Origin of the sequence: Methylobacterium sp. J-068 (assembly GCF_022829445.1) — a bacterium.
GTDB lineage: Bacteria > Pseudomonadota > Alphaproteobacteria > Rhizobiales > Beijerinckiaceae > Methylobacterium.
On record NZ_JAKSXY010000095.1, the window covers coordinates 14832 to 34818 of the forward strand.

Consider the following 19987-nt stretch of genomic DNA (forward strand, 5'->3'; position numbering starts at 1 on the left):
CCTCATCCGACGGTCCGTCCATGCTCGCCACTGCCCTTCGCGTCTCCGAGGACGCCACCGCCCGCGAGGCCAAACCCCTCGACGCGAGGCCGCGCGAAAAACCGGCTCCGAAAGGCGTCTCGACGTCCCCGCTTCGCCCGGCGCCCTCCGCCACCGGCATCGGCGTCACCATCCGTGACCTGACCAAGGCCTTCGACGGCCATACGGTGATCGCGGGCCTCGACCTGCACATCCCGGCCGGGCAGTTCGTGGCCGTGGTCGGACGCTCGGGCTGCGGCAAGAGCACCCTGCTGCGCCTGATCCTCGGCCTGGAGCAGCCGAGCGGCGGCCGCATCGGCCTCGAAGCCCAGGCCGTGCGCACGCCGCCCAAACGCATCATGTTCCAGGAGCCGCGCCTGCTGCCCTGGGCCCGCGTCGTCGACAACGTGGCGGTGGGCCTCGGCGAGGACGGCTCCCGGGCGGAGCGGCGGACCAAGGCGCAGGCGGCGCTGGCCGAAGTCGGGCTCTCCGAGAAGGCCGGCAACTGGCCCGCCACCCTGTCGGGCGGCCAGCGCCAGCGCGTCGCCCTGGCCCGCGCCCTCGTCAGCCGCCCAGGCCTGCTGGCCCTCGACGAGCCGCTCGGAGCGCTGGACGCGCTCACCCGCATCGACATGCAGGCGATGATCGAGCGGATCTGGCGGGCGCAGGGGTTCACCGCGATCCTCGTCACCCACGACGTCGCGGAAGCCGTGGCGATGGCCGACCGCATCCTCGTGGTGGAGGCCGGCCGCATCGCCCTCGACGTCACGGTCGACGTGTCGCGCCCGCGCCGCCGGGGCGATGCCGACCTCGCGGCCCTGGAAGGCCGCATCCTCGACCATCTTCTCTCCGAGCGCGCGCCGGCCTGAGCGCCGCCGCCCTCGTCACCAAACCGCACGAGAGACCCCATGACTGGACAGACCGACGTTCTCTGGTTCCTTCCCACCCACGGCGACGGCCGCTACCTCGGCGCCCAGGACGGCGCGCGCGACGTCTCGATCTCGTACCTGCGCCAGATCGCGCAAGCCGCGGACGAGCTCGGCTATTACGGCGTGCTCCTGCCCACCGGCCGCTCCTGCGAGGATTCCTGGGTGGTGGCCTCGGCCCTGGCGCCCCTCACGAAGCGCCTGCGCTTCCTCGTGGCGGTGCGCCCCGGCCTGCAGGAGCCTTCCATGGCCGCCCGCATGGCCGCGACCCTGGATCGGGTCTCGGACGGGCGCCTGCTCATCAACGTCGTCACGGGCGGCGATCCCGTCGAACTGCGCGGCGACGGCGTCTTCCTCGACCACGACGAGCGCTACGTCGTGACGGACGAGTTCCTGCACATCTGGCGCGGGCTGATGTCGGGCGAGACCGTGTCCTACGAAGGCAAGCACCTCAAGGTGGAGGAGGGGCGTGTGATCTTCACGCCCGTGCAGAAGCCCTACCCGCCGCTCTACTTCGGTGGTTCCTCGCCGGCCGGCATCGAGGTCGCGGCCGAGCATTGCGAGGTCTACCTGACCTGGGGCGAGCCCCCGGCCGGCGTGGCCGAGAAGATCGCCAGGGCCCGGGAAGCCGCCGACCGCAAGGGCAAGACCTTCTCCTACGGCATCCGCCTGCACGTCATCGTGCGCGAGACCGAGGGCGAGGCCTGGCAGGCCGCTGAGAACCTGATCTCGCGCCTCGACGACGAGACCATCGCCAAGGCGCAGGCCACCCTGAAGCGCCAGGATTCCGTGGGGCAGAGCCGCATGATGGCCCTGCACGGGGGCGACCGCACCAAGCTCGAAGTCTCGCCGAACCTCTGGGCGGGCGTCGGACTCGTGCGCGGCGGCGCCGGCACCGCCCTCGTCGGCTCGGCGACCCAAGTCGCCGACCGGATGAAGGAATACATCGACCTCGGCATCGACCGCTTCATCCTCTCGGGCTACCCGCATCTCGAGGAGGCCTACCGCTTCGCCGAGCTGGTCTTCCCCAAGCTGCCCCTGCGCGCGACCACGGGCGTGGCCCCGAGCAACGCCCGCAACAACGGGCCGTTCGGCGAAGTCATCGCCAACGACATCGTGCCGAGCCGCCGCATCGCGGCGCATTGAGGCGCGGGGCGCATCTCCTCGGCCCGCCAGGGCTTCGGGATGCGCCACCACGGCTCTCGCAGGCGCAACGCGTCCCCTCCGCGTTGCGGGGCGGGGCCAGGAGTCGGCTCGCCGGCCTTCCGCGAGGCCGGTCGAGGGTCGCCCGGCCACCCCCGTCTCCGGCGCCTCCCCACGCGGGCGAGGCGGGCCGCATCGCGCCTCCGGGGAAGAATCCGAAATCCCGTCGTTCACCCGAAGGAGGCCCCATGCCCGCCGCCACCCGCGCCCTCGCGCTCCGTCCCGACGGCACCCGCCGCGCCCTTATGCTGCTCACCGCCCTGGCGCTCCTCGTCCTCGGCGCGCTCCACGCCCGCGCGGACGAGAAGGTGATCCGCATCGGCTACCAGAAATACGGCACGCTGGTCCTCCTGAAGGGCAAGGGCCTGTTGGAGCAGCGCCTGAAGCCGCTGGGCTACCGCGTCACCTGGGCCGAGTTCCCCTCGGGGCCGCCCCTGATGGAGGCACTGAATGCCGGCGCGGTCGATCTCGGCTCGGCGGGCGAGGCGCCCCCGATCTTCGGCCAAGCCGCCAGCCCGGACCTGCTCTACGTGGCGCACGAGCCGGCGGCCCCGAAGGGCGAGGCGATCCTGGTCGCCAAGGACAGCCCCATCAAGACGGTGGCGGACCTGCGCGGCAAGAAGATTGCCCTGAACAAGGGCTCGAACGTGCATTACTTCCTGGTTCGCGCCCTGGAGCGGGCGGGCGTGCCCTATGATGCGGTGACCCTGAACTTCCTCGCCCCCGCCGACGGCGCCGCGGCCTTCGCGCGGGGCGCCGTCGACGCCTGGGTGATCTGGGACCCCTACCTCGCCTCCGGCGAGCGCAGCACCGGCGGCCGCATCCTCGTGGACGGCACCGACCTCGTGCCGAACCGCCAGTTCTACCTCTCCACCCGCGCCTTCACCGCCGCCAACGGCCCGGCGCTCGACGCGACCCTGGCGGCGATCGGCGAGATCGACGCCTGGGCCAAGGACAACACCGACGCGGTGGCGACCGAACTCGCGCCCTCCGTCGGCATTCCCGCCCCGATCCTCACGGTGGCCCTGCGCCGCCTCACCTACGGCGTCACGCCCCTGAACGCCGAGACCATCGCCGACCAGCAGAACGTGGCCGACACCTTCCACCGCCTCGGCCTGCTGCCGAAGCCGCTGGACGTCGCCTCGGCGGTGCGCAAGACCGGAAGCTAGGGTTCCCCACGGCCGAACCGGGCGCCGGTTCGGCTCAGGAGAGCGCGACAAAACGAGACCTGAGAGCTGCTCCCGGCTGCCATGATCGGGAAGGGCTCCGGCGGGAACAATCCGAGGCTCGGTGCCTGTGACGAGCGGTGGCGGGCGACTCTATACGGATATGGGCATGTGGCCGATCATGCTTGCGTTCGAGTCAGTCGCGCGCTGTGATTTGTCGATTTTTGCATCAAAATTCTTTCATTTGTCTTCGCTAGTGTGCTGTGTGCGATAACAAATTTGACTTGCGAACCAGCTATGCAGAGCATGCTTTCCATTTTTGGTGTGGTTGTATATGCCGCGACATTCCTCTTGCTTGCTGCTGTGAATTTCGTCAATGGAGGCAAGATAGATAATAAAAAAGTTCCGATGCAGTGGAACTTCAAAGGTGATCCTACTTGGTATGCCGACAAGCAGATAGGCTTGTGGTTTCCGGTCCTGATATTCCTTCTGGTCGGAGGATCATTGCTCTACAAGGCGAGAAGCTCCGCGCCCCATTTTTGGCCTGACTATGGTGTTTTGCTGTTTTTATGCGTGTTTGTCGTGGGTGTGCATTACTGGCATATCTCGAAAGTCATAGCGTGGTCGCAGAAACAGCTTTGAGTTTCACTGGCGACAGCACAAACCATCCGGAGCGGACCCCAGCGTGCGCGGATCAACCGTCCAGATTTTGACCCCTAGTCCGCGTTTCGATTGGTCGCTTCGGTGCCATGCCATCGCCGTCATCCCAGGGCCGCGCAGGGGAGCACGGGATTCAGAAACGGCACGATCCCCAAGCGGCAAGATCCCGAACGCAGGTCGCGATCCATTCGGTACGTGGCGAGCGGGGTCTTTTCCTTGGAAGGAGAGGGAGCGCGTCGCGTCCATCCGAATCGAGGAGATCAAACGGCGCCGGTATGCGTCCGCTTCCCTTCTCGCCGCCATGACGGAGGCACCATTGGCCTCAAAGGAAAGCCTTTCCTGGCGCATGACGATGACGCGACGGTTGCGCATCGGTGGATCGGCAGAAGACATTCGATGTCGACCTGTTCCGGCTGTTATTATTCTAGACTTATTAGAATCGAAGTGGCAGCGTTGCCGTGTCTTGACAGTTCTGTCCGAAGACTGAACATGCGCCCCGAGACAAAGGAATTGTCATGATGCGCATGTCCACCGCTCTGATCGTGGTCGCCGGGGTCCTGAGCGCCCTGCCGGCCGCCGCCCAGGATCAGGCGCCCGAACTCACGGTCCCGCAGAACAGGGCGGCCAAGCTCGCGGGGCTGGCGGGCTTCGTCAACATGTCCTGTCCCGAGATCCAGACCGAGAAAGACCGTTTCCGCACCGCCATCGAGGCCCTGCGGATCAATCCGGCCGATCTGGAGCACGGAAAGATGCGGCTGAGTGCCGAATCCTACATCATGGCCTATCAGAAGGATGTGCCCGCCAGTTGCCGCCAGGCGGGTGAACTGTTCGGCCGGAACGGAAGCGTCATCCCCGGTCTGTTCGTCTCGCGGTAGTGGGCGACGCGCCCGGTTCCGGCCGGAGCGGCGATCAGTCCAGGCACATCGTGAAGTACAGTTGCCGGATGTGCTCCAACTCCTGAAATCCCGGTGCCCTCGGATTGAGGAGTTCCGGCCCCTCGGGAACCCGGCCGAGGAAGTCCGTGGCGAGATCGACCACGAAGCCGCGCTCGCCGATATAGAGGCCGTCCCGGTTCTTCACGTTGACCGCGCCGCAGATCCAGGTGCCTTCGGCCTTCCGCAGGGCCGTGACCTTCGGATCGAGCGGCTTGAAGCGCTGTCCGATGAGGTCGAGCACGCGGGCGGCGGCCGGTTTTCCGATCGCGGCGTCGGATCCGTCCTCCACGACCTGCGCCCGGGCGCCGACGCTCAGCGCGAGCGTCAGGGCGATGGCGAGGCCGGAACAGGCTGGCGTCGATCTCACGATGGTTCTCGTCTGCCCATGTCTGTGGCGAGCCTGTCCGGTCGCGCGTGGCGGAACGCTTGGCCGAGACCCCTGGCCGAGACGCCTCACGATTCTCATCGAATCGCGGTGTTCCGTTCGCCGGTCCTCACTGCGGCAACGTGCCGGCGTCCGTGTTCCGGCGCGCCAGCACCTCGGAATCCGCGATGAGGATGTCGAGCGATCGCCGGACGATCTCCACCGCGCTCACGCCTGCGAGGTCCGCCTCGGCCTGGACTTCGGCCTGCTCGTCCGGACTCATCCCGGCCAGGAGCGCCTGCGCAACCTGGGCCGACGCATCCTTGTGATGTTCACGCATCGCGAGGTCACCCATTGAGATGAGAGCGTAAAGACAAGCTGATTTATAAAGATCTTATGAGAAACACGTGGGCTTCTCAGAAGAAATTCAGTCTTGTCTTCCTCATCTTCGGGCGGAGATCAATGGTTTTCTTGGAAAGCCACGCGATCGCGCGTCACGCTTCAGCCAAGCGGGCCTCAGCCGGGCAAGACCGGAGACTTGACCCCCGGCAGGCGGTCGAGGTCGCCTTTCGTCAGATGCGTGTGCGCCGCCACGAGGGCGTGCGGGGTCAGGGCCAGCCATTGCCGGAGCGAGATGTCGGCGTAGGTCGGGCTGCGGAACATCTCCAGGAACTTCAGCGGCGTCGTGCCGGTGTTCTCGATGTAGTGGCCCATGGCGAAGGGCACGTAGCCCACGTCGCCACCCTGGTAGTCGAAGGTCCGGGCCTTCGATTCCGAGCCGAACACCGTCATGCGGCCCTGGCCCTCGATGTAGAATTGCCACTCGTCGCCGTTCGGGTGCCAGTGCAGCTCGCGGATCGCGCCGGGCTCCAGTTCCACGAGGGCGGCCGCGATGGTCTTCGAGGCCTTGAACACCGAGGAATCGGTGATGCGCACGCTGCCGCCCGGCAGGCTCAGCGGTGCCTGGGCCAGCATGCGGTGGCTGAACGGCTCCGGAACCGGTCCGGCGCCGCCCATCCGGTCCCCGGCGAGCGGCCCCGGCATCGGCCCCGGAAAGATGTAGAGTTCCGTCTCCGGCAGCCCGTCGAAGGCGCTCTGGGGCAGGCCGAAATTCTTGGCCAGGATGTCCTTCGGCGTGTGCGCCATCCAGTCCGTCAGGAGGAAGGTCGAATCCTCCGAGAACCCGCCATCGTCGAAGACGAGCAGGAACTCGCAACCGTCGACGCCCTCGCTCGCCAGCCCCTGGATCGAATGGGGGATGCCGGAGGGAAAGTACCAGAGGTCGCCCTCCGCGACGTCGTCCGCGAAGGTGCGCCCCTGCGCGTCCACCGCCGTGATCCGGGCCTTGCCCTTGAGCATGTAGGCCCACTCGGCCTCCTTGTGCCAATGCATCTCGCGCACCACGCCCGCGCCGAGCCGCATGTTCACACCGGCCATCGCCTTGGACACCGGCAGTTCCCGGATGGTGGTCTGCCGGGCCCAGCCGCCCTCTTCGAGCCGCATGTGGCTATCGGCGAAGGACCATTTCAGGTTCGGCATCGTGCCGTGGTCGGTCCTGGGCGGGCGCAGGGTGAACGGGTCCTCGGCCTCCCGCGCGGGGTTGCGCGGGCCGAGAATCGTGGCGCCGTCCTTGCCCCGGATCGGGGCCTGCGCGGTGGGCTGACCCTGGGCGCCCGCCAGCGTGAGCAGCGATCCCCCCGTGGCGGTGGCGGCCAGGAGGCTTCGGCGGGACAGGTCCGTCATGCGCTTCGATTCTCGCGTTGAGTCCGAGGGCGCCCCAGGGCACCCTCTTGATGCGGCATCAATCACGGCCCGCGCGCGACCGTTCCGTGGGCTCACGGGCTCGTGCGGCGCGCGCCCTGCGCCCGCAGGCGCTCCAGGAAGGCGGCGGCGAGGCGCCCGCGCGTCGCCGGGTCCTCGCTGCCCTGGCGCAGGAGCACGCGGTTGTCCCGGCGCTCGATATGGGCGTGTGCCGGCACGGTGAGTGGCGGCGCGTTCGGCCGGAGGTCGGCCGCCAGCCCCTGCGGGCCGCCGCTGAGGCGGTGGATGCCGAGCGCCAGGCAGGCGACCCGGAGCCGGGCTAGGGCGATCAGGTCCTCGAAGGGCGCCGGCGGCGGCCCGAAGCGGTCCACCACCTCGCTGCGCAGGGCCTCGACCTCCTCGGCGGAGGTGAGGCGCAGGGTGCGCGTGTAGAGCCCGAGCCGCACCTCCGGCTCGGGCACGTAATCGGCCGGCACCGCGCCCGAGAGGCCGAGGCGGATCTCGGGGTTCCAGTCCTCGGCCGGCTCGCCCTTGGCGGCGCGCAGCGCCAGATGCAGCAGGTGCTGGTAGAGCCCGAGGCCGATCAGCTTGACGTGCCCGGCCTGGTTCTCACCGACGAGGTCGCCCGCGCCGCGCAGGTCGAGGTCGCGGGCGCTGATGGCGAAGCCCGCGCCGAGGCGGTCGAGGGCCTCCAGCGTCCGCAGGCGCTTCTCGGTGGCGGGCGTCAGCGGCTTGTCGGGGCGGCTCAGGAGGTAGACGACGCCGCGCCGCTGGCCGCGCCCGACCCGGCCGCGCAGCTGATGCAGCTGCGACAGGCCGAAGCGTTCGGCGTCCCAGACCAGCATGGTGTTGGCGCGCGGCACGTCGAGCCCGCTCTCGATGATGCTGGTGGCGAGCAGCACGTCGCCCTCGCCGTCGGCGAAGCGCACCATCACGTCGTCCATCTCGGCGGCCTTGAGCTCGCCATGGGCCACCAGGGTCGCGAGATCCGGCACCAGCCTGGCGAGGCGTGCCGCCATGGGGGCGATGTCCTCGATCCGGGGGCAGACGATGAAGCTCTGGCCGCCGCGCCGGTGCTCGCGGTTGAGCGCGTCGCGCATCGCCTCGTCCTCGAAGGGCGCGATCACGGTGCGGATGGGCTGGCGCACGGAGGGGGGCGTGGCGATCACGCTGAGGCTCTGGAGGCCGACCAGCGCGCTCTGGAGCGTGCGGGGGATCGGCGTCGCCGTCAGGGTCAGCACGTGGCCGTCGCCGGCCGCCTCGCGCAGGCCCTGCTTGACCTTGGCGCCGAAGCGCTGCTCCTCATCGATGACCATCAGGCCGAGATCGGCAAAGCTCACGCCGGCCTGGGCGAGGCAGTGCGTGCCGACGACGAGGCGGATCGAGCCCTCGGCGAGTCCGGCCTTCACGCGCTTGGCCTCGGCCGGCGAGACGAGGCGCGAGAGGTGCGCCACCTCGATGCCGAAGCGGGAAAAGCGCCGGGTGAAGGTCTGAACGTGCTGGCGGGCCAGCACGGTGGTGGGCGCCACGATTGCGACCTGCCGGCCGGCGAACAGGGCGGCGGCGGCGGCGCGCAGCGCCACCTCGGTCTTGCCGAAGCCGACATCGCCGCAGACGAGGCGGTCCATCGGCCGTCCCGAGGCGAGGTCGCCCATCACGCCGGCCACCGCGCTCGCTTGGTCGGCGGTGAGCGCGTAGCCGAAGCCGGCGGCGAAGCGCTCCATCTCGCGGTCCGGCGGCACCAGCACCGGCGCCCGGATCGCCCGGCGCTTCTCGGCGTCGGCCAGCATCACGCGGGCGGCCCGGGCCATGCAGGCCTCCGCCTCCAAGCGGCGGCGGCCCCAGGATCCCTTCTCCGACTTTCCCCCCTCCAACTTGTCGAGGGTCACGGCCTCGACCTCGGAGCCGTAGCGCCAGATCCGGTCGGCCTGGGAGACCGGCACCATCAGGATGCCGTCGCCGGCAAAGCGCAGGCGCAGGGCGTCCTCGCCCGCGCCCGCGCCGGTCTCGACCCGCTCCAGGCCCTCGAAGACGCAGAGCCCGTTGTCCCGGTCGACGGCGACGTCGCCGATGCGCAACTCGACCTCGCCGATGGGCAGAATCGCGCTCGGGCCGCCCGCCGCCACGGTGGCGGCGCGCGCGCCGAACAGGTCGGCGGCCGCGATCACGGCAATCCCCTGGTCCGGCACCCGGAAGCCCGCCTCGATCGGGGCTTCCAGGCTGAGCAGGGCGCCGGACTTGGCCGAGACCGCTTCCCCCCAGGCCCCGACCGGCCGGGCCTTGCGGCCGAGCGCCCGCTCGGCGGCGCGCACCAGCCGCGCCAGCGGTTCGGCCGGCCCCGTCAGCAGGACGCGGTCGCCGGCCTTGAGCCGCTCGCGCAGGGTCTCGGCCAGGGCCGTGTTCGGCCGGGCCGCGCGCACGAAGGCCGGCATGGCGAGGTCGCCGTCCTCTCCCGCCTCGGCGCTGGCGAGGCGGCGCGCGTCCCGCAGCGCGGCCCATTCCTCCGGCGTCAGGTAGAGGCCGGCATCGTCCGGCACGCCGCGCCGGCCGCGCGCCAGGGCCTCGCGGCCTTCCGCGATCTGCTCGAAGAAGGCCTGGGCCCGCTCCTCGGCGCCGTCCTCGACGACGAGGCGCGCGTCCGGCACCTGATCGAGGAAGGTCGTGAGCCCGGCATAGTAGCGGGCGAGCCCGTGTTCCTGGCCGGTGAAGGGCTCCAGCCGGCTCTCGGAGCCCTCGGGCAGGACGATCTCGGTGGCGGGGTCGATGACCAGCACCTGCGCATCGGCGAGCGAGCGCTGCGAGACCGGATCGTAGGAGCGGATCGCCGTGACCCGGCCGTCCTCGTACTCGATGCGGCAGGGCCGGTCGGCGGCGGCGGGAAAGACGTCCACGGTCCGGCCCCAGACCGCGACCTCGCCGGGCTCGTCGACCCGGTCGTCGAGGATGTAGCCGAGGCGCCGCAGGGCGCCGGTGATCGCGGGTGGATCGAGGGCGTCGCCGACCCGGATCTCGAGATGCGCGTCGCCCCAGGTCTCACGGGGCGGCACGCGCTGGATCAGCGCCGGGGCGGTGGTCAGGACGATGTCGGGCAGGGCCGCCGTGTCGGTGAGCCAGCGCAGCACGCCGGTGCGGGCGCCCATCACCCCGCGCGAGGGCGAGGCGCGGTCGTAGGGCAGGCAATCCCATTCCGGATAGAGCGCGACCCTGCACTCGGGCGCCAGCGCCCGCAGGATCTTCGCGATGGACTCCAGGCGGTGGCTCTCGCGGGCGGTGTGGACCAGCGGCGTCCCGCATGCGGTCAGCCCGAGCAAGGCCACCGCGAGGGCGCCGGCGGGGACGAGCGGCGCCACGATCTCGGGGCTCGCCGGGCTCGGCGCCGGCTCCGCGGCGGCCCGCTTCGGCGCGGTGGTCTTGCGGCGCGACGGCGCGCGCAGGCGGGTCCGGGACGCAGGGGTTTTCGGCGCGCGCGCCTTGGTGGGAGTGGCGTGTTCGGAAGGCGTCTCGGTCCTGCGTTTTGCCATCGGAAAGGTGCGCTGCCCGGCTCGAGGATTGGACGTGAGGAACGCGCCGGACGAGGCCGGGGCTCCCTGGTTCGCCCCGCCGTCCCCAGTTTGTCGCAGGCCTGTGGATTAGAGTTCGGGGTCCGCCGCCGCCTCGAGGCGGCCGCTCTCGATGGCGGCCCGGAAGGCGGAGAAGTCGGCCTCGTTCTGGTCGCCATAGGCGAAGGCCCAGTCGGCGAGCGCCTCGCGCAGGTCCGCCTGCCGGTCGCGGCCGCAATAGCCCGCGATCGCGGCGGCGTCCCCGGTGCGGGCATGCGCCCGGGCCAGCAGCGCGCCGTAGGCCCAGGAGAAGTAGATCAGCGGCTGGCCGCTGAGGCCCGCCACCGGGATGTCGCCCTTCATGTTCTTCATCTGGCGCACGTAGAACGGCCGGTCCGCGATGGTGGTCCAGCCGAGCAGGGGGTCGCCCACCGCCTGGAGCAGGCGCTGGCCGTAGATCACCCGCTCGCCCTCGTGGTCCCCGTAGGCGTCGGGCATGCCGCCGAGGTAGGGCGCGTGGGCGGGTGTGACCGCCTCCTTGACCTGGAGGAAGAGCACGTCCTGGTCCGAGTTGCCGCAGAGGAGCGCGACGTAGGCGCGGGTGCCGACGCTGCCGACGCCCACGACCCGGTGGGCGACGTCGACCACGTGGTAGCGGCTGAGCATGAACCGGCGCTCGCGCGGCAGGGTCTCGGCGTAATGCTCCAGCCCGCCGATCACCGCCTCGCGGGTCTCGTCATCGACGCGGGTGAGGATCGGGGCGTCCTCCTTGAAGCGCCAGCCGCCATCGGTGCGGCGCTCGCCGACGCGGGCGAGCAGGCTCTTGTTGTTCTTCCGGCGCGCCTTCTCCACCGCCCTGGAGATGACGGCCTTCGAATCCTCGTCGATGGAGAGGCCCGTGAAATCGAGCCGGTCGGCCCGCGCCGCCTGGTGCCAGACGTCGAGGGGGCCCTGCGGCGCCAGCTCGGTCATGGTGTGCTGGTAGCCCGCCATCGCCGCCACGACGGCCTCGCGCCGCTCGGACCTGGCCACCCCGTCCGTCCGGGCGGCCACCTCGATGCTGGCGGCGAGGCGCTTCAGGTCCCATTCCCACGGGCCGATCGTGACCTCGTCGAAGTCGTTGAGGTCGAGCACGATGTCGCGCTGGGGCGTGCCGAACAGGCCGAAATTGGCGAGGTGCGCGTCGCCGTTCATCACCACCGCGATGCCGCTGCGCGGGGTGTGGGCGAGGTCCCAGGCCATGACGTGGGCCGCGCCCCGCAGGAAGGCGAAGGGTGAACTCGCCATGCGGGCCACCCGGAGCGGGATCAGGTGCTCCTGACGGCCCGCATGGGCGGCCTCGATCAGGGACACCGGGTCCGGCCGGTCGGCGGGCGGAACCCACGCGGCGTGGGCCGCGTGCGGCACCGTCTCGCGCAAAGCCTTGCCGGCGTGCCGGCGCTTGTCCCAGGGCTCGCCCGCCTCCCGCAGGTTGATGCGCGGGATGTCGGCCAGCGGCGCGAGCAGGATCTCCTCGGCCTCTGCCGCTGCCTGCTCTCCCTGGTCGAGCAGGCGGACATCCTGCGGACATTCCATGGTCGGTCCTCGCACGCGTTTCGGTCACGAGGACAATCTTGGCCGTTTCGCTTCGTTCCCGGGGCACTACGTCTCAGCGCGGCCCTTCATCCCGCAGGCTGAATCAAATTTGAAGCGGGACCGCTCGCTTGGTCGGTACAGCCGGGCGGATTTCACAGTCAGAGGGTGATGGAACGTCTCGCGCGAGCGGGAAGAAGGCCGGTGCTGCTTTGCGCCGCCCGAGCGGGTTCGCACGAAGTCAATGGAGGCCGAGGTCTGGATTTGAACCGGACGTGCGGATCCTTGCAGGGATCCTGGCTAAGCACTCACCCACCTGGCCACAGATCTTGAATCACGTTCGCGACGAAGGTGCAAGGGAGTCCGGGTGCGAGCCTTGACATGGAATGACCTGCGGCGGGCCGGGGACAACGATCGCTGGTTTGATCACCGATGGCCATGGACCGTCCCGCGCGCCGGCCGATGCTTGGCTCAACTGAGCCGCAGGGGGGAGGATATCCACGCGCGGGCTCGCGGCGCCGAGCTTGGCGATTGACCCCGGATGGCAAACGGCGTTCTTGAGCGCCGAGAACCGAAGCCCGAAGATCCGTGCGGCCCAAAACCTTTCGCGGCCAAAAACCCGGAGTGCCCGAACGATGTCCGTCACGACCGTCCCGACGACGCCCTATGACGACCAGAAGCCGGGCACGTCCGGCCTGCGCAAGAAGGTGCCGGTCTTCCAGCAGGCGCGCTACGTCGAGAACTTCGTCCAGGCGATCGTGGATTGCATCCCCGACCGGGCGGGCCGGACCCTCGTGCTCGGCGGTGACGGCCGCTTCCTGAACCGCGCGGTGGTCCAGATCACCCTGAAGATCGCGGCCGCGAACGGCTTCGCCCGCGTCCTCGTCGGCCGGGGCGGCCTGCTCTCGACCCCGGCCGCCTCCTGCGTCATCCGCAAGCACGGCGCCGTCGGCGGCATCATCCTGTCGGCGAGCCACAATCCCGGTGGCCCCGACGGCGATTTCGGCATCAAGTACAACACCGCCAACGGCGGCCCGGCGCCCGAGGGCGTCACGGCGGCGATCTATGCCCGCACCCGGAGCCTGACCGAGTATCGCATCGTCGAGGCGCCCGATCTCGACCTTGACACCCTCGGCGAGACCCGGCTCGGCGACATGGTGGTCGCGGTGATCGACCCGGTGGCGGATTACCTCGCGCTGATGCACGACCTCATCGATTTCGACGCGATCACCCGCCTGTTCGCCGGCGGCTTCCGCATGCGCTTCGACGCCATGAGCGCCGTCACCGGCCCCTACGCCACGGCGATCCTGGAGGGCGTGTTCGGGGCGGAAGCCGGCACCGTCCTCAACGGCACGCCCCGGGAGGATTTCGGCGGGCACCATCCCGATCCGAATCCGGTCCACGCCCACGAACTCTACGACCTGATGCTGAGCGCGCGGGCGCCGAATCTCGGGGCCGCCTCGGACGGCGACGGCGACCGCAACATGATCGTGGCGCCCGGCCTGTTCGTGACCCCGAGCGACAGCCTCGCGATCCTGGCCGCGTATGCGCACCTCGCCCCCGGCTACGCGAAGGGTCTCTCCGGCGTCGCCCGCTCGATGCCGACGAGCCGGGCCCTCGACCGGGTCGCGGCCTCGCTCGGCATTCCCGCCTACGAGACCCCCACGGGCTGGAAGTTCTTCGGCAACCTGCTCGATGCCGGGCTGATCACGCTGTGCGGCGAGGAGAGCGCCGGCACCGGCTCGAACCACGTGCGCGAGAAGGACGGCCTCTGGGCCGTGCTGATCTGGCTCAACATCCTGGCCGTCACGGGCCGGCCGGCCCAGGACGTGGTGCGCGGCCACTGGGCGACGTTCGGGCGCGACTACTACACCCGGCACGATTACGAGGAGATCGATGCCGAGGCCGCCGGGCGGCTGATGGACGGCCTGCGGGCCAAGCTCGCCGGACTGCCCGGCACGCGGCTCGGCGGCCTCACCGTCGCGGCGGCGGACGACTTCCGCTACGTCGATCCGGTGGATGGCTCGGTCACCGAGCAGCAGGGCGTGCGCGTCACCTTCGCGGAGGATGCGCGGGTGGTCTACCGCCTGTCCGGCACCGGCACGGCGGGCGCGACCCTGCGGGTCTATATCGAGCGTTACGAATCCGCCCCCGACCGCCTCGAACTGCCGGTGGCGGACGTGCTCGCCCCCGTGGTCGCGGTCGCGGGCGAACTCGCCGACATCGCCGCGCTCACCGGCCGGTCCGAGCCCAGCGTGATCACCTGAGCCCGGACCCCTCGGGCGTCCCGGCCAGAAGTTCGGCCCGGATCTCGTCTCCCGAGGCATCGAGGGCGGGCGGCGTGCGGCGGACGGGCAGGCGCGCCCCGTCGAGGCGATAGGGCGGTGCGAGCACATGCGCGGTCGCGCCGGCCTCGCCGTGCGGAATCACGAGGTCGCCGGCCCGCTCCGAGGTCAGGGCCTCGTGCAGGCCCAGCACCTCGCCGCAGGGAATGCCCGCCGCGTCGAGGCGGGCCAGGAGGTCGGCCCGCGTCCAGCGCGCGAGTTCGGCCTCGATCGCCGGCAGGAACTGCGCCCGGTTGCGGGAGCGCTCCAGGTTGGTCGAGAAGCGCGGGTCCGAGGCGAGGTCGGGGCGCTCCAGCACCTGTTCGCACAGGCGGCGGTACTGCCCGTTGTTGCCCACCGCCAGCACCACCGGCCCGTCGCCGGTCTCGAACACGCCGTAGGGCGCGATCGACGGATGGGCGTTGCCGGCCCGGACCGGATCGTGTCCGCGCACCATCGCCTCCAGCCCGCAATAGGCGGTGAGCGCCACGCCGCAATCGAACAGGGCGAGCTCGATGTGCCGGCCGCGCCCGGTGCGCTCGCGCTCGAACAGGGCGGCGAGCACCCCTTGCGCGGCGTATTGCCCGGTGAAGAGGTCGACGGCCGCGAGGCCGAACTTGAGAGGCGGGCGCTCGGCCTCGCCGTTGAGGGCCATCAGGCCGGCCTCTCCCTGCACGACGATGTCGTAACCGGGTCGGGTCGCCTCCGGCCCGTCCGAAGCGTAGCCCGAGATCGAGCAGTAGATCAGGCGCGGGTTCTCGGCGCTGAGGGCCGCGTAGCCGAGACCGAGGCGGTCGGCGCCGCCGGTCTTGAAATTCTGGACCACCACGTCGCTGGTCCGGGCGAGGTCGCGCGCGGTGGCCAGACCCTCGGGGGTCGCGAGGTCGAGGGCGATCGAGCGCTTGTTGCGGTTGGCCGCGTCGAAATACGAGGTGTTGCTCGCCCCCGTGCGCAGGCCCCAGTCGCGGGTGTCGTCGCCGCGCTCCGGATGCTCGACCTTGATCACGTCCGCGCCGAGATCGCCGAGGCACATGGCGCACCAGGGCCCGGCGAGCACCCGCGAGAGGTCGAGCACGCGGATGCCGGCCAGCGGCAGGGAGCGGGCGCCATCGTCGCGCGCCGTCGTCTCGCTCATGGTCGGCTCTCCGTGTCCCCGCATGCGGCATCTATTCAGGGATCGGTGGCGCCGTTCAAGCCGCGCCCTTCCAACAAGACGCTACGGTATCCCGACGGCCCGGGCGGGTGGCCTCGCGTGCGCAGCCTGATAGGATCGTCTGAATACGGAATTCCGAGGGAACGCCCATGAACGCCCCGACGCGCCCGCCCGGCTCCGCCGCGCCCACCGCTCCCGCTTCCGCCGGCTTCGCCTGGGAGGACCCGTTCTTCCTCGACGACCAGCTCAGCGAGGACGAGCGCGCCATCCACGACGCCGCCCGGGCCTTCGCGCAGGAGGAACTCCTGCCCGGCATCGTCGAGGCCTACGCGCAGGAGACCAGCAACCCCGACCTGTTCGCGAAGATGGGCGCGCGCGGGCTGCTCGGCGTGACGCTGCCCGAGGAATATGGCGGCGCCGGCGCGACCTACGTCGCCTACGGCCTCGTGGCGCGGGCCGTCGAGGCGGTGGATTCCGGCTACCGCTCGATGATGAGCGTGCAATCCTCCCTCGTGATGTACCCGATCCACGCCTACGGCTCGGAAGACCAGCGCCGGAAGTTCCTGCCCAAACTCGCGTCGGGCGAATGGATCGGCTGCTTCGGCCTGACCGAGCCCGATGCCGGCTCGGACCCGGCCGGCATGAAGACGAAGGCGGTGAAGATCGACGGCGGCTACCGGCTCTCGGGGGCCAAGATATGGATCTCGAACGCGCCCTTCGCCGACGTGTTCGTGGTCTGGGCGAAATCCGAGGCGCATGAGGGCGCCATCCGGGGGTTCGTCCTGGAGAAGGGCATGAAGGGCCTCACGGCCCCGACGCTCAAGGGCAAGCTCTCGTTGCGCGCCTCCACCACGGGCGAAATCGTGATGGAGGACGTGGAGGTGGGCGAGGACGCACTGCTGCCCAACGTCTCGGGCCTGAAGGGGCCGTTCGGCTGCCTCAACCGGGCGCGCTACGGCATCGCCTGGGGCGCCATGGGCGCGGCGGAGGATTGCTGGCACCGGGCGCGATCCTACACCCTGGAGCGCCGGCAGTTCGGCCGGCCCCTCGCCCAGACCCAGCTTGTGCAGAAGAAGCTCGCCGACATGCAGACCGAGATCGCGCTGGGCCTCCAGGCCGCCTTCCGGGTCGGCCAGCTCTTCGACGAAGGCCGGATGGCGCCCGAGATGATCTCGCTGATCAAGCGCAACAATTGCGGCAAGGCCCTCGACATCGCCCGCACCGCCCGCGACATGCACGGCGGCAACGGCATCATGGGCGAGTACCACGTCATGCGCCACGCCCAGAACCTCGAGACGGTGAACACCTACGAGGGCACGCACGACGTCCACGCACTGATTTTGGGCCGGGCGCAGACCGGGTTGCAGGCGTTCTTCTGAGGCCCCGTCCCCGCGTCTCAGCACGGCAGCCACCCCTTGCGCGCATCCGACACCGATCTCCCCCTGGTCGTCCTGACGAACCCGATCCACGCGGAGGCGGTGGCGCTGCTGGCGCCGCACGCGCGGGTCGTCACCGCCAGGGACACGCGGCCCGAAACCCTGCGCACGCTGGCCGCCGAGGCGGCCGGGCTGATCGTGCGGGCGCAATTGCCCGACGACATCCTCGACCACGCGCCGCGCTTGCGCGGCATCGTGCGCCACGGCGTCGGGCTCGATTTCGTGCCCCTGGAGGCGGCGACCGCGCGGGGCATCCCGGTGGCAAACCTGCCCGGCAGCAACACGCAAGCGGTGGCCGAATACGTCTTCGCGGCCCTGTTCCACTTGCGGCGGCGCCTCGGCCTCCTCGACGGGACCCTGCGCGGGACCGGCTGGCTGCCGGCCAAATCCCTGGCGAGCGACCTCGGCGAGATCGGCGGCACGACGATCGGCATCCTGGGGCTCGGCGAGATCGGGCGGCGCGTCGCATCCATCGCACGCCACGGCTTCGGCATGCGGGTGCTCGGCCATTCCCGCAGCGCGCGGGCACAGGATGGCCTGATCGAGGCGGTGGACCGCGAGACGTTGTTCTCGGCCAGCGACGCGGTCGTCGTCGCCTGCCCGCTGACGCCCGAGACGCGAGGCCTCGTGGATGCCGACCTGATCGGCCGGATGCGGCCGGACGCGGTGCTGATCAACGTGGCGCGCGGGCCCATCGTGCGGGACGACGTCTTGGCCGCGGCCCTGAAGGCCGGGACCATCGGTGGCGCGGCGCTCGACGTGTTCGCGGTCCAGCCACTCCGCGAGGACCACCCGTATTTCGCTTGCCCCAACCTGCTCCTGACGCCGCACGTGGCCGGAACCAGCGCCGCCAGCCTGCGGGTGATGGGCCTGGGCGCGGCCGAAGAGATGCTGCGCATCCTGCGCGGCGCGCCGCCGCGCAACCTCGTCAATCCGGCCGCCCTGGCGGTCCGCTGACCGCGTCGGCGCATCGCGGGAGCGGGCTCACGGAAAACCTCAGGAGAACACCATGGCTCTGACCAGCGCGATCAAGGGGGTGATCCCGATCGCCCCGACGCCCTTCCACCCCGATGGCCGGATCGACGAGACCTCCCTCGACCGGATGTCCGAGTTCTTCCTCGGCGCCGGCATCGACGGTCTCACCATCCTGGGGCAGCTCGGCGAGGCGCCGAAGCTCGACCATGCCGAGGCGGTCGGCATCACCAAGCGGGTCATCGGGCGCATGAACGTGCCCGTCCTCGTCGGCGTCTCGGCGCCGGGCTTTGCCGCCATGCGGTCGCTCGCCCGCGAGGTGATGGAGCTCGGCGCGGCCGGCGTGATGATCGGGCCGCCCAACACCCTGCGCACGGACGATCAGGTGGTGGCCTATTACCGCAACGCCGCCGAGGCGATCGGCCCCGACGTGCCCTTCGTGATCCAGGACTACCCGCTGACCTTCTCGGTGGTGATGACGCCGGCCGTCATCCGCCGGATCGTCACCGAGAACCCGTCCTGCGTCATGCTCAAGCACGAGGACTGGCCCGGCCTCGACAAGATCACGGCCCTGCGCGGCTTCGAGCAGGACGGCTCGATGCGCCACATCGCGATCCTCACCGGTAATGGCGGGCTGTTCCTCGATTTCGAGATGGAGCGCGGCGCGGACGGCGCCAACACCGGCTACGCCTTCCCGGAGATGCTGGTGGACGTGGTGCGGCTGTCGAGGGCCGGGATGCGCGACGCGGCGCACGATCTCTTCGACGCGCACCTGCCCTATCTGCGCTACGAGCAGCAACAGGGCCCGCTCGGCCTCGCCGTGCGCAAATACGTGTTCCAGAAGCGCGGGATCTTCGCCTCGGATGCCCAGCGCAAGCCCGCCGCGAGCCTGTCGGCGCAGGCGCGCGCGGAGGTCGACTACCTGCTGTCACGCATCGCCCGCATCGACCCCCGGGCCCGCGTGGCCCCTTGAGCGGGCCGGCACCGGCTCCGCGACATTCCGATAGACGCAAGGCCCTGTCCCGGCCGCGAAGAGGTCCGCCCATGTCCGATACCTTCATGTCCGAAACCTTCAGGTCCGATACCTTCGACCCCCAGCCCGCCGCCGACCTCCTGCTGGCGGCCTATCGGGAGGGCCGGCAATTCGCGGAACTGCCGGAGGCCGTCCGCCCGCGCACGATGACGGAGGGCTACGACATCCAGGACCGTCTTCTCGCGGCCATCGGCGACGGCTTCGCGGGCTGGAAGCTCGCCATCGGCAGCGCCAAGGGCAAGCGCACCTCGGGCGTCGGGCGCTCCATCGCGGGGCGCGTCCTGAAAGGCCAGCTCCACGAGCCCGGCGCGGCGCTGCGCATGCCCCATGCCGGGGCGGTCACGGTGGAATTCGAGATCGCCTACCTGATCGCCCGCGACATCGCGCCTGACGCCCCCGCCGTCGCGGCGGCGAGCGTCGTGGCCGAGACCCGCGTGGCGTTCGAACTCGTGCTGTCGCGGTTCTTCGACCGCCGCGCCGTCGGCTGGCCGAGCTTCGCCGCCGACAATTCCGCCTTCCAGGCCCTGGTGATCGGCCCCGCCATCGAGCCGGCCGACCTGCCCGAACTGGCCCGGAGCCTCGTCGTGACGGTCGACGGCACGGAGCGGGTCCGCGCGGTCACGGGCGAGGACCTGACCGACCCGCTCGCGGCGCTGACCGATCTCATGGCCGTGGCCCGCGAGCGCGGGGAGACGATCCCGGCCGGCAGCATCGTCTCCACCGGAACGCTGTCCGTGCCGTTCGACCTGACCGGGCCGGGGACGGTCACGGCGGCGTTCCTGGGGCGGACGCTCGGGTTCACGCTCCTGCCCGTGTGACCCGGGGGCTCCGATCTGCGAGGGCGATGCCCTCGCGACATCGACGGGTTTTCCTCAGACACCCGGTCATCCCGGGGCCGCGCAGCGGGCCCGGGATCCAGACACAC

Annotated in this window: 16 protein-coding genes; 10 read left to right on the top strand and 6 right to left on the bottom strand. The window is 70.6% G+C overall.

Features of this window, described 5'->3' with window-relative positions; genetic code table 11:
* The first annotated feature begins 20 nt into the window (after nucleotides 1-20).
* The 5 genes from MKK54_RS15660 to MKK54_RS15680 all read left to right on the top strand — a co-directional run bounded on the left by MKK54_RS15660 (nucleotide 21) and on the right by MKK54_RS15680 (nucleotide 4848).
* On the top strand, nucleotides 21-887 hold the full coding sequence (locus tag MKK54_RS15660; RefSeq protein WP_244012120.1) for an ATP-binding cassette domain-containing protein: 867 nt from the start codon (nucleotides 21-23) through the stop codon (nucleotides 885-887).
* A 39-nt stretch (nucleotides 888-926) separates the two neighbouring features.
* A complete protein-coding gene (gene ssuD / locus MKK54_RS15665; RefSeq protein ID WP_244012121.1) occupies nucleotides 927-2090 on the top strand; it encodes an FMNH2-dependent alkanesulfonate monooxygenase in 1164 nt (387 codons plus the stop codon).
* Between the two features lie 245 nt (nucleotides 2091-2335).
* Nucleotides 2336-3316 (top strand): sulfonate ABC transporter substrate-binding protein, encoded by a 981-nt coding sequence (locus MKK54_RS15670; protein WP_409564192.1) that lies wholly within the window; start codon nucleotides 2336-2338, stop codon nucleotides 3314-3316.
* A 294-nt stretch (nucleotides 3317-3610) separates the two neighbouring features.
* Nucleotides 3611-3955 carry a hypothetical protein gene (locus tag MKK54_RS15675; RefSeq protein WP_244012122.1) on the top strand — a complete coding sequence of 115 codons (345 nt, stop codon included), beginning with the start codon at nucleotides 3611-3613 and terminating at the stop codon, nucleotides 3953-3955.
* A 533-nt stretch (nucleotides 3956-4488) separates the two neighbouring features.
* Nucleotides 4489-4848, top strand: coding sequence for a hypothetical protein (locus MKK54_RS15680; RefSeq protein ID WP_244012123.1), 360 nt, complete (start codon nucleotides 4489-4491; stop codon nucleotides 4846-4848).
* A gap of 34 nt (nucleotides 4849-4882) precedes the next feature.
* Here MKK54_RS15680 and MKK54_RS15685 read toward each other — a convergent pair whose 3' ends face one another.
* From MKK54_RS15685 to MKK54_RS15705, 5 genes are all read right to left on the bottom strand, one after another.
* Nucleotides 4883-5275 carry a hypothetical protein gene (locus MKK54_RS15685; protein ID WP_244012124.1) on the bottom strand — a complete coding sequence of 131 codons (393 nt, stop codon included), beginning with the start codon at nucleotides 5273-5275 and terminating at the stop codon, nucleotides 4883-4885.
* Nucleotides 5276-5402: 127 nt separating this feature from the next.
* Nucleotides 5403-5612, bottom strand: coding sequence for a hypothetical protein (locus MKK54_RS15690; RefSeq protein WP_244012125.1), 210 nt, complete (start codon nucleotides 5610-5612; stop codon nucleotides 5403-5405).
* Nucleotides 5613-5788: 176 nt separating this feature from the next.
* On the bottom strand, nucleotides 5789-7015 hold the full coding sequence (locus MKK54_RS15695) for an oxalate decarboxylase family bicupin (protein WP_244012126.1): 1227 nt from the start codon (nucleotides 7013-7015) through the stop codon (nucleotides 5789-5791).
* Between the two features lie 92 nt (nucleotides 7016-7107).
* On the bottom strand, nucleotides 7108-10554 hold the full coding sequence (locus tag MKK54_RS15700) for a helicase-related protein (protein WP_244012127.1): 3447 nt from the start codon (nucleotides 10552-10554) through the stop codon (nucleotides 7108-7110).
* Between the two features lie 108 nt (nucleotides 10555-10662).
* The gene (locus MKK54_RS15705) at nucleotides 10663-12147 is read right to left on the bottom strand and encodes a DUF2252 domain-containing protein (protein ID WP_244012128.1); all 1485 of its coding nucleotides are present in this window, start codon (nucleotides 12145-12147) and stop codon (nucleotides 10663-10665) included.
* A gap of 632 nt (nucleotides 12148-12779) precedes the next feature.
* Between MKK54_RS15705 and MKK54_RS15710 the strand changes: the two genes are divergently transcribed.
* The gene (locus tag MKK54_RS15710) at nucleotides 12780-14411 is read left to right on the top strand and encodes an alpha-D-glucose phosphate-specific phosphoglucomutase (protein WP_244012129.1); all 1632 of its coding nucleotides are present in this window, start codon (nucleotides 12780-12782) and stop codon (nucleotides 14409-14411) included.
* Here the strand turns inward: MKK54_RS15710 and MKK54_RS15715 are convergent.
* Nucleotides 14404-15603, bottom strand: coding sequence for a CaiB/BaiF CoA transferase family protein (locus MKK54_RS15715; protein ID WP_244012130.1), 1200 nt, complete (start codon nucleotides 15601-15603; stop codon nucleotides 14404-14406). The genes MKK54_RS15710 and MKK54_RS15715 overlap by 8 nt on opposite strands.
* 167 nt (nucleotides 15604-15770) lie before the next feature.
* Here MKK54_RS15715 and MKK54_RS15720 point away from each other — a divergent pair, with 167 nt between their 5' ends.
* The 4 genes from MKK54_RS15720 (at nucleotide 15771) to MKK54_RS15735 (ending at nucleotide 19880) form a co-directional block, all read left to right on the top strand.
* Nucleotides 15771-17000, top strand: coding sequence for an acyl-CoA dehydrogenase (locus tag MKK54_RS15720; RefSeq protein WP_244012131.1), 1230 nt, complete (start codon nucleotides 15771-15773; stop codon nucleotides 16998-17000).
* Nucleotides 17001-17036: 36 nt separating this feature from the next.
* Nucleotides 17037-18014 carry a hydroxyacid dehydrogenase gene (locus MKK54_RS15725; RefSeq protein ID WP_244012132.1) on the top strand — a complete coding sequence of 326 codons (978 nt, stop codon included), beginning with the start codon at nucleotides 17037-17039 and terminating at the stop codon, nucleotides 18012-18014.
* A 52-nt stretch (nucleotides 18015-18066) separates the two neighbouring features.
* A complete protein-coding gene (locus MKK54_RS15730; RefSeq protein WP_244012133.1) occupies nucleotides 18067-19002 on the top strand; it encodes a dihydrodipicolinate synthase family protein in 936 nt (311 codons plus the stop codon).
* A 71-nt stretch (nucleotides 19003-19073) separates the two neighbouring features.
* A complete protein-coding gene (locus MKK54_RS15735) occupies nucleotides 19074-19880 on the top strand; it encodes a fumarylacetoacetate hydrolase family protein (RefSeq protein ID WP_244012134.1) in 807 nt (268 codons plus the stop codon).
* Nucleotides 19881-19987 lie beyond the last annotated feature (107 nt).